Genomic DNA, 12,356 nt, shown 5'->3' with positions numbered 1-12,356 from the left:
GTGAACGGTCAGGCCGGCCCGTACCGGTCGGCGTCGCCCGATCCGCGCGACGCCTTCCCGACCGCCTTGTGCAGGGTGCGCAGGGCCACCAGGAGCAGCCCGATGTCGTCCAGCAGAACGGGGTCCGGGAGCAGGTCGACGGGGCTGATCAGATAGGCGATGGACGCCCAGAAGAGAACCTTGGCCGACATCGGGACACCGGTCGCCACCAGGAGCCTGCGGACGCGGACCAGCTTCACGACCAGCACCACCGCGACCGCCAGGGAGACGACCACCAGAGCGCCGAGGACCCACCACAGAACGCCGCCGCCGTCCACCGGCCACACCTCCCGCTCGCGCCCGGACATCCCGCCCCCGGCGCGCCGAGCGGCCCGGGCGGGCACGCGCGGACCCACCGCGCGGCCCTGCCCAGGGTACGGGAGACCCGTTTCCGGATCCGATCCCGCTCAGGCGTCGAGAACGCCACCCGCGCGCCGGACCACCGGCGCCTCCGTCGACCACGGGAAGTTGATCCAGTCGTCGGTCCGCTTCCACACGTACTCGCACTGCACCAGGCTGTGCGACTTCTCGTAGATCACGGCCGAGCGCACCTCGGCGACATGGCCGAGGCAGAAGTCGCGCACCAGCTTCAGCGTCTTCCCGGTGTCGGCGACGTCGTCGGCGATCAGGACCTTCTTGTCGGTGAAGTCGATCGCCTCGGGAACGGGTGCCAGCATCACGGGCATGTCGAGGGTGGTGCCGACCCCCGTGTAGAACTCGACGTTCACGAGATGAATGTTCTTGCAGTCCAGCGCGTAGGCCAGACCCCCGGCCACGAACACACCACCACGGGCGATGCTCAGGATGAGATCGGGCTCGAACCCGTCATCCGCCACCGACTGCGCCAGCTCGCGCACCGCCCGACCGAACGTCTGGTAATCCAGGACTTCACGTACATCGCTCACCTGCACATTCTCCACGGTCGTCGACCCGACCACGAACGCCGCCCCGCGAGGACAGGAGATTCTTCTGCGCCGATGGCGTCAAGTGGGGTCGTCCCACCGTCCGGCGACGAAGATTCTTCGGTGCAGAACGTCCTCCAGCTGCTGCTGGCGAGTGGCGGACCAGCGGATACCGACGGCGCTGCCGTCCGTGAGGTGGTCCGGCGCGGCGTGTCGTACGCGCCGACCGATTAACCTGGACCGCTTCCCCGTCCCGGAACCACCGAGGAGCCCAGCGCCGTGTCCGACAGCTTCGCGCACCTGCACGTCCACACCGAGTACTCGATGCTGGACGGGGCCGCGAAGAACGGCAAGCTCTTCGCCGAGGCGGAGAGACAGGGCATGCCCGCCATCGCGATGAGCGACCACGGCAACATGTTCGGCGCCTACGAGTTCTTCCACGCCGCCGCCAAGACCGCCGTGAAGCCGATCATCGGCATCGAGGCCTACGTCGCCCCGTCCTCGCGCTTCCACAAGAAGCAGGTGTTCTGGTCGCCCGGCGGCCAGCGGCCGGCCAGCGCGGACGGCGAGGGCGGCAAGGACGTCTCCGGCGGCGGCCGCTACACCCACATGACCATGTGGGCGCAGAACGCCACCGGCCTGCGGAACCTCTTCAAGCTCTCCTCGCTCGCGTCGATGGAGGGCTACTACATGAAGCCCCGGATGGACCGCGAGCTGATCGCCGCCAACGCGACCGGCATCATCGCCACCACCGGCTGCCCCTCCGGTGAGGTGCAGACCCGGCTGCGGCTCGGGCAGTACGACGAGGCGGTCAAGGCGGCCGGCGCCTACCAGGAGATCTTCGGCAAGGAGAACTACTTCCTGGAACTGATGGACCACGGTCTGTCCATCGAGCAGGACGTCCGCGCGGACCTGCTGCGCCTGGCCAAGCAGCTCAACATTCCGCTGCTCGCCACCAACGACTCGCACTACGTGACCGCCGACCAGGCGGACGCCCACGACAGCCTGCTCTGCGTCGGCGTGGGCAAGAACAAGGACGACCCGAACCGGTTCAAGTTCCAGGGCACCGGCTACTACGTCAAGACCGCCGAGGAGATGCGCGAGCTCTTCCGCGAGCTGCCGGAGGCCTGCGACAACACGCTGGCGATCGCCGAGCGGGTCGAGTCGTACGAGGAGGTCTTCACCTACGTCGACCGGATGCCGCAGTTCGACGTGCCCGAGGGCGAGACCCAGGCCTCGTACCTGCGGCAGAAGATCGCCGCCGGCCTCAAGCACCGCTACGGCGACAACCCGAGCCAGGAGGTGCTGGACCGGGTCGAGCTGGAGATGGGCGTGATCACCCCGATGGGGTTCGACGCCTACTTCCTCGTGGTCGCCGACATCTGCCAGTACGGGCGGGACAACGGCATCCCGGTCGGCCCGGGCCGTGGCTCGGCGGCCGGCTCGATGGTCGCCTACCTGACCGGCATCACCCAGCTCGACCCGCTGGAGCACGACCTGCTGTTCGAGCGGTTCCTCAACCCCGAGCGCATCAACCCCCCGGACGTCGACATCGACTTCGACGACCGCCAGCGCGACCAGATGGTGCGCTACGTCACCGACAAGTACGGCTCCGCCTACACCGCCCAGGTCAACACCTTCGGCACGATCAAGGCGAAGGCGGCGGTCAAGGACGCCAACCGCATCCTCGGCTACCCCTTCGCGATGGGCGACCGGATCACCAAGGCGATGCCGCCGGACGTCATGGGCAAGGGCGTGCCGCTGGCCGACCTCTTCAACGACAAGCACCCCCGGTACAACGAGGGCACCGAGATCCGGGCGCTGTACGACAACGAGCCCGACGTCAAGAAGATCATCGACACCGGCCGGGGCATCGAGGGCCTGATCCGCGGCACCGGTGTGCACGCCGCCGCCGTCATCCTCTCCTCCACCCCGCTGCTGGAGCTGATCCCGCTGCACATGCGGGACAAGGACGGCACCATCATCACCGGCTTCGACTACCCGTCGTGCGAAGCCATGGGCCTGATCAAGATGGACTTCCTGGGTCTGCGGAACCTGGGCATCATCGACCACTGCATCAAGATCGTCAAAGCCAACCGCGGCGTGGACGTCGACATCGAGAAGATCCCGATCGACGACCCCACCACCTACCAGCTGCTGGCCCGGGGCGACACGCTCGGCGTGTTCCAGCTCGACGGCGGCCCCATGCGCGCCCTGCTCAAGCTGATGAAGCCCACCGAGTTCGCCGACATCTCCGCCGTCTCCGCGCTGTACCGCCCGGGCCCGATGGGCATGAACTCCCACACCAACTACGCGCTGCGCAAGAACGCCCAGCAGGAGATCATCCCGATCCACCCCGAGCTGGAGGCCCCGCTCGCCGACGTCCTCGGCCCCACCTACGGGCTGATCGTCTACCAGGAGCAGGTCCAGCGCGCCGCCCAGGTGCTCGCCGGGTACTCGCTCGGCCAGGCCGACCTGCTGCGCCGGGCGATGGGCAAGAAGAAGAAGGAGGTCCTGGAGAAGGAGTTCGTCCCCTTCCACGCCGGCTGCAAGGAACGCGGCTACTCCGACGAGGCCATCCAGGCCGTGTGGGACGTCCTGGTCCCGTTCGCCGGCTACGCGTTCAACAAATCACACTCCGCCGCCTACGGCCTGGTCTCCTACCAGACCGCCTACCTCAAGGCCAACTACCCCGCCGAGTACATGGCCGCGCTGCTCACCTCGGTCGCCGACGACAAGGACAAGATGGCGGTCTACCTGGCGGAGTGCCGGCAGATGGGCATCCGGATCCTCTCCCCCGACGTCAACGAGTCGGTGGTCGACTTCACCGCCGTCGGCAGCGACGTCCGCTTCGGCCTCAAGGCGGTGCGCAACGTCGGCGTCCCGGTCATCGAGTCGCTGGTGCGCACCCGGGAGGCGGAGGGCAAGTACACCTCCTTCCCCGACTTCCTGGACAAGGTGGAGCTGGTGGTGTGCAACAAGCGCACCGTCGACTCGCTGGTCAAGGCCGGCGCCTTCGACTCGCTCGGGCACACCCGGCTCTCGCTCAGCACCGTCCACGAGAGCGCGATCGACGCCGTCACCGGGGTGAAGAAGCAGCAGGCGATCGGCCAGGACGACCTCTTCGGTTCGCTGGACACCGGCGACGGCGGCGGACCCGGTATCGGACTGGACTTCGAGCTCACCGACCGTGAGTGGCCGCGCCGCCAACTCCTCTCCCTGGAGCGCGAGATGCTCGGTCTCTACGTCTCCAGCCACCCACTCGACGGCGCCGAGCACATCCTCTCCCAGAACCGGGACACCTCGATCGCCGACCTCCTCGGCTCGGGCCGGACCGAGGGCGAGGTCCGCCTCTCCGGCCTCATCACCGCCGTGGACCGCCGGATCAACAAGGCCGGAAACGCCTGGGCGATCATCACCCTCGCCGACCGGGACGGCTCGGTCGAGGTGCTGTTCTTCCCCGCCACCTACAACCTCATGGCCGAACAGATGGTGGAGGACAACGTCATCTCGGTCCGCGGCCGGCTCAACGAGCGCGACGGCTCGCTGAGCATCTTCGGCCAGGAGATCACCACGCTGGACGTCTCCTCCGCCGAACTGGGCACCAAGCCACCGGTCCAGATCACCGTGCCGGCCGCCCGGATCACCCCCGAGGTCGTGGCCGAGCTCAAACTCGCCCTCCACGCCCACCCCGGCGACGTCCCGATCCGCCTCCTGACCACCGGCTGGGACAAGGACACCCTCTACGAGCTCGGCTTCCTGGTGAACCCCGAGAACGGACTCGCCTCGGACATCAAGACCCTGCTCGGCAACCGCGCCTGGATGGGCACCGCGGTCCGTTCCTGAACCGGGCCGGGACCACCGGCCGGCGGTGGCCGCTGTCGCCGTCAGGCCGGGTCGGCGGTCCGCGCCGTACGCGCGGACCGCCGGTTCCTCATGGCCGTCCCGTCACTTCCGGTCCGCGTGAACGGCGTTGGCGTCCAGGATCTTCCGCCAGGACTTCGGTTCCGCCGGCCGCGGCCCGTCGCCGCGGTCCGCCGCCGAACCCGCACCCGCACTCGCACCCGCACCCGCCGCCGGCGGGACGGCGGCCGTGGTGGTGTTCGGCACCGGCCCGGTGGCGGGCTTGCCGGGGGTGAACAGCCAGGTGTTCAGCAGGTCGCCGAGCTTCCGGCCGGAGACCTTCTCCGCGTACGCCTGGAACTCCGGAATGGTGGCGTTGCCGTAACGGCGCTCGGTGGGCCAGCCCTTCAGGATCCGGAAGAACGTCTCGTCCCCGACGGTGTTGCGCAGCGCCTGAATGGCAACCGCCCCGCGCTGGTAGACCGCGTCGGACAGCTGGTTCTCCTCGCCCGGGTCGCCCGGCTTGACGCTCCAGAACGGGTCGTCGGCCGGGTAGAGGGCGTAGATGTAGTCGGCCAGCTCCTGCGCGGTGCCCTCGTTCTCGTGCTCGGACCAGAGGAACTGCGCGTACTGGGCGAAGCCCTCGTTCAGCCAGATGTCGCTCCAGCGGGAGAGCGAGACGCTGTCGCCGTACCACTGGTGGGCCAACTCGTGCACGACGACCGAGGTGTTGGATCCCCGCGCGAACAACCCGGGACCGTAGAAGACCCGCGTCTGGGTCTCCAGACCACCGCTGCTCCGGACGTTGGGCACGACGCCGCCGACCGAGCTGAACGGGTACTCGCCGAAGTAGCCGCTCAGCCAGTCCACCAGCTCGCCGGTGCGCTCCACGCTCGCCCGGGCCGCGCCCGCGTTCGCCCCGAGGTCCTTGCTGTAGGCGTTGTAGACCGGCAGCCCACTGGCCGTGGTGTCCCGGGTGATGTCGAACTTCCCTATCGCCAGGGTCGCCAGGTAGGTGGCCTGCGGCTTGTCCTCGCGCCAGTTGTAGCGGGTCCAGCCCGCCCGCGAGGCGGTGCCGGCCAGCACGCCGTTGCTGACCACCTGGGTGCCGTCCGGCACCAGCACCGAGACGTCGAAGGTCGCCTTGTCGCTCGGGTGGTCGTTGCTCGGGAACCACCAGCCCGCCGAAACGGGCTCGCCGGCCACCACCGCGCCGTCCGGGGTGCGGCGCCAGGCGGTGTAGCCGCCGTACTTCTCCACGGTCGACGGCACGTCCTTGTAGCGCACCACCACGGTGGCCTGGGACCCTCTCGCCAGCGGCCGGGCCGGAGTGATCTCCAGCTCCTGATCGCCGCTGGTGGCGAAGGCGGCGAGCCGTCCGTTGACCCGGACCTCGGAGACCTTCAGCGCGAAGTCGAGGTTGAACCGGGAGAGGTTCTGGGTGGCCGTGGCCAGGATGGTCGTCGTGCCCTCCAGCTCGTCGGTGGCGGGCTGGTACTTCAGCCGGACGTCGTAGTGCGAGACGCGGTACCCACCGTTACCGAGGGTGGGGTAGTACGGGTCCCCCAAGCCGTCCGCACCCGGCTGGAAGCCGGAAGCCGAGGCGGGGACGGCCAGGAACAGGCTCAGGGCACCGGCGGCAGAAACGATCAACCTCTTGCGCACATGGTCCTCCAGGGATCACTGGAACGATCGGGTCGAACCGATCCCTGTCCCGGCAACTGCCCGTCTACTCCCCGATTGTGAGAACGTCATGAAGAGGACCCGGCGGCGCCCCTACGGTCAGCGCGCATGGCGGGCGCCTCGGCGCCACGACCAGGGTCGGGGCCATGGTTCTAGGATGCGGACATGGACAGGATCACGCCGCCACCCGGAGAACCGATACCGATGACCATGCGGCGAACCCGCTGGCAGGAGGCGGGGCAGAGCGGGAGCTTCGGCAAGCGGTTCGCCGAGCTCATCGCCGCCGGCGAGGACGTCGACGGCGAGGCCCGGCTCGCCGACACGCTGCTGCCGCGTGGCGCCCGGGTGCTCGACGCCGGCGCCGGCATGGGCCGGGTGGCCGCGGCCCTCCTGCGCCGGGGACACGACGTGGTCGCGATCGAGCCCGACGAAGCCCTGGTCCGGCAGGCCCGGGAGACCTACCCCGGGCTGCCGATCGAGGAACGCGACGTTCTCGGCCTCGGTCCCGACGACGGCCCGTTCGACCTGGTCGTCTGCGTGGGCAACGTCCTCGTCTACCTCGCCGAGGGCACGGAGCGCAGGGCGCTGGGCGCGATGCGCGACGTGCTCGGCGAGAACGGCCGGATCCTGGTCGGCTTCCACCTGCAGGACCCGCCGCCGCACGCCAGGAACTACACCGCGGCCGAGTTCGAGGCGGATCTGGCCGCCGCCGGACTGCGCGTCGACCTGCGCGCGGGCACCTACCAGCTGCATCCCGCGAACGACGCCTACGGCGTCTGGGTGCTGAGCCGCGCCTAGGGTCCGTCTCCCGGGGCAGACGCCCCGGGAGACTTCCACGGGGGGCAACGCACTCCCCCGCCGTGACCACACCGCCTCGCCGCCGGATGCCGCCGGCGCCGGGGTAGCGCCGCCACGATCCCCCGAGCGACGCGACCGGGCGGCCGGCCGTGGAGTCGTCCTGGCCCCCTCGGTCCGCCGGCTCCGCGGCCCGGCCAGGTGATCGTCTAGCGGACGGGCCTCAACCGGCCGGCCATGGCCAGGTTGGCCTCGCAGCGGTCGATCGCCCACTCGTCGCGGCGCGGCGGGGGCTGTTCCCGCAGGATCGCGAGGGCCTCGCGGAAATAGGTGCCGGCGGCCTCGTACTGCTCGGTGAGCAGGCTCTGCCGGCCCAGGTTGCCGAGCACGTCGGCTTCGCCCGCGCGGTCGCCGACCGAGGCCAGCAGCGCGCGGGCCGTGCGCAGTTCACCGAGGGCGGGCTCGTGCCGGCCCTGCGCGCTCAGGGCGGCGGCCAGGTCGTTGCGGGCCCTGCCCTCGCCGCCGCGGTCGCCGATCCGGCGGGCCGCCGCGACCGCCGACCGGTCCGCCTCCATCCAGTCCGCCAGGTACGGGCCGGCCCGGAAGTGGCCCCAGAGCGCCACGGGCAGCTGCCAGGCGTGGCCGTCGAGACCGTGCTCGGCGGCGTACCGGACGGTCTCCAGCAGATGGGAGTGCTCGCTCTCGCACCACTGCCGCGCCTCGGCCGGGGTGGTGAAGCCCGGCGGCTCGTACCAGGGGCCGGCGGCGGTGAGCGGCAGGCGCCGGCGGCGCGGGGTGAGCAGGCGGGCCGCCGCCTCCGCGTGGTGCAGGTACCAGGAGCAGAGGCGTTCCCGGGCGGCGGCGCGGTCGGCGGGGGCGGTTTCGGCGGTGGCACGGTCGGCGGCGTAGCAGCGCAGCAGGTCGTGCAGGCGGTAGCGGTCCGGGCCTGCGGGGTGGAGCAGATGGGCCGCGGCGAGGCGGTCGAGCACCGGTCTGGTCGCGGCGGGGGCCGAGCCGGAGAGCGCGGCGGCCGCGGCCGTGCTGATTCGACTGCCGGGGGCCAGACCGAGTAGTCGGAAGAGCCGCTGGGCGGTGGGTCGCAGGGCCCGGTAGGAGAGGTCGAAGGCGACCCGGACGGCGGAGGTGGCGTCGCCGTCGATCTGGAGCGCGGTGAGGCGGTCCTCCGCGTCGCGCAGTTCGGCGGCGTGGTCCACCAGGGTGCGGTGGGGTCGTTCCGCGAGGCGGCCCGCGGCGATGCCGAGGGCGAGCGGCAGGTGACCGCAGGCGGCGGCGAGTTCGGCGGCGGCTCGGGGTTCGGCGCGGGTGCGGTCGGCGCCGGTGATCCGGGCGAGCAGTTCGACGGCATCGGGCTGGGGCAGGACGTCGAGCACCAGCCGCCGGGCGCCGTCGCAGGCGGTGAGCCCGGCCAGCCCGTCCCGGCTGGTCACCAGGGCCAGCGAGCCCGCCGAGCCGGGCAGCAGCGGGCGGACCTGCTCGGCGTTGCGGGCGTTGTCGAGCAGTACCAGGACCCTGCGGTCGGCGAGCAGCGACCGGTACAGGGCGGCACTCTCGTCGATGGTGCCGGGTATCTGCTCGCGGTCGGTGCCGAGGGCCCGCAGGAGGCGGGCCAGCGCCTCGTACGTGGCCAGCGGCGGGCCGAAGGCGTACCCGCGCAGGTTGAGGTGGAGCTGACCGTCGGGGAAGCGCTCGCGGACCCGGTGTGCCCAGTGCACGGCGAGGGCGGTCTTGCCCGTCCCGGCGCCGCCGGTCACCACGCCGATGCCGGCGGCGACGACCGCGCCGGCCGGGTCGGCGAGGCCGTCCAGGGCGCCGAGTTCCGCCTTCCGTCCGACGAAGGTGGCCAGCGCGGGCGGCAGTTGGGCGGGCCTGGGCACGTGCTGCCGGGCGCGGGGCGAGCGCGCGGCCGGGGTGGGCCCGCCCTTCAGCAATTCCTGGTGCAGGAGCTGGAGTTCCGGCCCGGGGTCGAGGCCGAGTTCATCGGCCAGCTGTCGCGCGAACCGGCGGTAGGCGGCGAGCCCGTCGGCCTGTCGGCCCGCCCGGTGCAGGGCCCGGACGAGCTGTGACACGAAGCGGTCCCGGAGCGGGTGTTCGGCGACCAGTGCGGTCAGCTCCGGGACGCTCTGCCGGTACCGGCCGAGTTCGGCCTCCAGGTCCAGGCAGTTCTCCCAGGCGGTGAGCCGCAGTTCGTTCAGTGCCACCGAGCCGGCGGCCAGCAGGCTGCCGGACAGCCCGTCCAGCACCGGGCCGCGCCACAGGCCGAGCGCCGAGCGGAACTCCTGTACGGCTGCGGCGGGTTCGCCGCGCTCGGCCAGTCGGCGCGCCACCGACACCCGGTGGGCGAAGGTCAGGGCGTCCACCTGGTGGCCGTCCGGTGCGATCCGGTAGCCCGGGCCGTCGGTGAGCAGTACCGGCGACCCGTCGTGGGCGGCGGCGAGCTTGCGCCGCAGCAGCCCGGCGAGGTTCCGCACCTGGCGGTGGGCCGTGGCCGGCGGTTCGTCGTCCCAGACCGCGTCGACCAGGCGGGCCACCGGGACGACGGCCCCGGCGTTCAGCAGCAGGATGCCGAGCATCCGCTCCTGCTTGGCCCCTTCCGTCCGGGTCCGCTCACCGTCGTCGGCCCACACTTCCAGTGGTCCCAGGATCTTGAACTCCATCTGTCCCTCCCGTGGTTGGCCGAGGTCGAGGCGACCCGTACACCGTCGAAGCCTGTGACCATTTCATGATGGATTCGTGTCAACTTTGTGCATCCGGTTGCGAGTCTTCTCTCACCGGCCCCACCGGGGCCGGCTCCCCCACACTCAAGGAGCAGTTGGATGAAGCGCATGAAGCAGGCCGCAGCCCTGGCCGTCGCACTCGGCCTGGCCCTCGTACCGCTCTCGGCGAGCACCGCGCAGGCCGCCGGGCCGGCCACCCACAAGGGAATGACCTGGCAGGTGCTCGCGACGGGCCCGGACGGGACCGTCCAGGTCGGTGGCCCCCAGCACTCGACGCCGAGCGACCCGTACAACGGCGACACCCTTCCGTCCGTCTCGCTGCCGGTCCTCTGCATCAACGTGGACGACAGCCCGGCGCCGGACGGCATCAGCCTCGGCTTCTACAGCGGTTGGGCCGGCGGCACCGTCGCGCTCAGCCAGCCGGTGAAGGGCTCGCGACTGAACAGCCAGGCCGCCGCGAACAGCGTCTGCCAGGCGTCCTTCGGCATCGGCTGGCGCCAGGCCGAGTTCCACGACGGCCGCTACGGCCCGAACCTGGAGTACGTCGGCGGGTGGAGCTTCTGGGCCTACGGCAACATCGCCCCCAACGCCCGCTTCTGGACCGCCATCAACGACCAGCAGGCCAACCCCTGGAACTGACGGCGGCGCGGTGGTGACGGCCGGGCGGGGCGGTGAGCAGTCCGCCCGGCCGCACCGCCTCCGATTCCGGTAGCGGTCCGGAGCCCTCGGGGCACGGGCGCGAGGGCTCCCGTACGAGTGGCCCGGTCACCCTCGGGTGGCCGGGCCGTCCGGCGCTCGGGGCTCCTCGACGATACGGGAGGCAGGGCGGGGGCCTCGTCGGCCGGCGGGGACTCCGGGGTGGGGGGCGCGTGGCATGGGACAGACCCTCCCATCCGGCGGCGACCGGTGGCATCCCAGGTTTGCAGGGGGCGCGACGCCTCGTCCCTGTGGTAGGAAGGCGACCTGTTGCGGACCGCTCGACGACGAAGCCCCAGGTCAGCGACCTGTGCTCCTCGCGCTGTCGCGGCTCCTGCCCGGTTGCCGGGCGGGGGTGTCAGCCCGGGGGGCGGCCGAGTCCGGCGGTGTACGGGGCCGCGAGGAGTGCGACGAGTTCGCGGCGGCTGCGTACGCCGGTCTTGGTGAAGGCCGACTTCAGGTGGTCCTGGACGGTGGCCGGGCTCAGGAAGAGCCGGTGGGCTATGTCCCGGGTGCTCAGGCCCCGCACTGCCTGGAGGACCACCTCCTGCTCCCGGGGGGAGAACCGGTGTGCCAGCAGGGACAGCGGAATGACGTCGACCGGGCTCGCGGGCTGGGCGACCAGGGCGACGCTGCCCCGCGGGCTCTGGTCGAGCAGCGAGGCGCGGACGGCGACCCACTGGCCGCTGGGGCGGCGCAGCCGGGTCCAGGCGTGGGAGCCCGCGTTGGCGTTCGCGGAGGTCGCGTGGGTGCGGGCCCGCTCGGAGAGGTAGATCAGCGCGGTCGGTACTCCGGCGGGGCGGTACCGCGGCTCGGAGAGTTCCTCGAACAGCTGCCGGGCCCCGGAGTCCGCGGAGGTGAGCTGACCGGTGGGGCCGATGACGGCGACCCCGAGCCAGTACGGTCCGTCCTGCGGGTCCGCCCGGACGCCCTGCCCGTCAGGGCCGGCTGCGGTGGGCAGCGCATAGTCGCGCAGGGCGGCGGCCACGGCCCGGGCGGCCCGTTCGGCCAGTCTCTGCTCGCTCGCGCCGAAGGGCGCCGAACCGGCCTCGCGCATCAACGCGGCGGCGCCCCATCGCCCGCCGCCGACATCGAAGTTCATCCGCAGCTCGTCGCCCAGCCCGAACTCGGCAAGCAACTCCCGGTAGCGCACGCTACGTTCGGGTCGGCCCCCGGTGGCGCGGTGCACGGTCTCCACGACGCGTCCTGCGGCCCGGATGTCGACGAACCGGGTGGTGTCGTCGGACCACATCTCCAACCGGATGGCGTGCTCGAAGGCGGTCGGCTGCAGGCCCTCGGCAACGGTGGAGGTCAGGAAGCCGGTGACCGGATCGGCGCCGTGCAGGCATCCCGCTTCGGATCCGAGAGCGGGCCCGAGGACGGTGAGGAGCTCTCGGAAGAACTGTTCGAGCGGAAGCTTCGCCGCCGCCAGATCGTCGATCTCTCCCACCATGCGGCGTTCCCTGTCCCGGATTGAGGTCATCTCTTTACCATAGGGCCGCAGTTGGCGCCCCCACAGTCCCGGGAGGTCGCGCGCCGGGCGGCGCCGAAGAGTACGCCCGCCGCGGCCGGACCGTCAGCAGCAGCTCCACCCTCGGCTACCAGGTCGCCGCCGATTCGGCCTGCGGCACCGGTCTGGTCGTCGACCTCTTCACCTACTCCT

8 protein-coding genes are annotated in these 12,356 nt (G+C 71.5%); 3 read left to right on the top strand and 5 right to left on the bottom strand.

What is annotated here, in order from left to right:
- Window positions 1-8 precede the first annotated feature (8 nt).
- Window positions 9-347 (bottom strand): YkvA family protein, encoded by a 339-nt coding sequence (locus ACFVVU_RS18515; RefSeq protein ID WP_387790940.1) that lies wholly within the window; start codon window positions 345-347, stop codon window positions 9-11.
- A gap of 99 nt (window positions 348-446) precedes the next feature.
- On the bottom strand, window positions 447-944 hold the full coding sequence (locus tag ACFVVU_RS18510) for a phosphoribosyltransferase (RefSeq protein ID WP_380683367.1): 498 nt from the start codon (window positions 942-944) through the stop codon (window positions 447-449).
- 276 nt (window positions 945-1,220) lie between these two features.
- Between ACFVVU_RS18510 and dnaE the strand changes: the two genes are divergently transcribed.
- Window positions 1,221-4,787, top strand: coding sequence for a DNA polymerase III subunit alpha (gene dnaE, locus ACFVVU_RS18505; protein ID WP_387790938.1), 3,567 nt, complete (start codon window positions 1,221-1,223; stop codon window positions 4,785-4,787).
- A gap of 102 nt (window positions 4,788-4,889) precedes the next feature.
- Here dnaE and ACFVVU_RS18500 read toward each other — a convergent pair whose 3' ends face one another.
- Window positions 4,890-6,449: a M1 family metallopeptidase gene (locus tag ACFVVU_RS18500; RefSeq protein ID WP_387790936.1), complete on the bottom strand. Its 1,560-nt coding sequence runs from the start codon at window positions 6,447-6,449 to the stop codon at window positions 4,890-4,892.
- A gap of 222 nt (window positions 6,450-6,671) precedes the next feature.
- Between ACFVVU_RS18500 and ACFVVU_RS18495 the strand changes: the two genes are divergently transcribed.
- Window positions 6,672-7,265, top strand: coding sequence for a class I SAM-dependent methyltransferase (locus ACFVVU_RS18495; protein WP_380681931.1), 594 nt, complete (start codon window positions 6,672-6,674; stop codon window positions 7,263-7,265).
- 206 nt (window positions 7,266-7,471) lie between these two features.
- Here ACFVVU_RS18495 and ACFVVU_RS18490 read toward each other — a convergent pair whose 3' ends face one another.
- On the bottom strand, window positions 7,472-9,937 hold the full coding sequence (locus ACFVVU_RS18490; RefSeq protein ID WP_387790934.1) for a BTAD domain-containing putative transcriptional regulator: 2,466 nt from the start codon (window positions 9,935-9,937) through the stop codon (window positions 7,472-7,474).
- Window positions 9,938-10,096: 159 nt separating this feature from the next.
- Here ACFVVU_RS18490 and ACFVVU_RS18485 point away from each other — a divergent pair, with 159 nt between their 5' ends.
- Window positions 10,097-10,636, top strand: coding sequence for a hypothetical protein (locus ACFVVU_RS18485; protein WP_387790932.1), 540 nt, complete (start codon window positions 10,097-10,099; stop codon window positions 10,634-10,636).
- Window positions 10,637-11,051: 415 nt separating this feature from the next.
- Here the strand turns inward: ACFVVU_RS18485 and ACFVVU_RS18480 are convergent, their stop codons facing one another.
- Entirely contained in the window at window positions 11,052-12,176 is a 1,125-nt protein-coding gene (locus ACFVVU_RS18480) for a LuxR C-terminal-related transcriptional regulator (RefSeq protein WP_387790931.1), read from the bottom strand.
- Window positions 12,177-12,356 lie beyond the last annotated feature (180 nt).

Origin of the sequence: Kitasatospora sp. NPDC057965 (genome assembly GCF_042887135.1) — a bacterium.
In the GTDB taxonomy this organism is placed as follows: Bacteria; Actinomycetota; Actinomycetes; order Streptomycetales; family Streptomycetaceae; genus Kitasatospora.
The sequence above is the reverse complement of the archived record's forward strand: the minus strand, read 5'-3'. Positions and strand labels throughout refer to the sequence as shown.

Bases quoted from the DNA above. Each gene is read 5' to 3' on its own strand.
- ACFVVU_RS18490 (WP_387790934.1), bottom strand. From the start codon at position 9,937: ATGGAGTTCAAGATCCTGGGACCACTGGAAGTGTGGGCCGACGACGGT.
- ACFVVU_RS18495 (WP_380681931.1), top strand. From the start codon at position 6,672: ATGACCATGCGGCGAACCCGCTGGCAGGAGGCGGGGCAGAGCGGGAGC.
- ACFVVU_RS18480 (WP_387790931.1), bottom strand. From the start codon at position 12,176: ATGACCTCAATCCGGGACAGGGAACGCCGCATGGTGGGAGAGATCGAC.
- ACFVVU_RS18515 (WP_387790940.1), bottom strand. From the start codon at position 347: ATGTCCGGGCGCGAGCGGGAGGTGTGGCCGGTGGACGGCGGCGGCGTT.
- ACFVVU_RS18485 (WP_387790932.1), top strand. From the start codon at position 10,097: ATGAAGCGCATGAAGCAGGCCGCAGCCCTGGCCGTCGCACTCGGCCTG.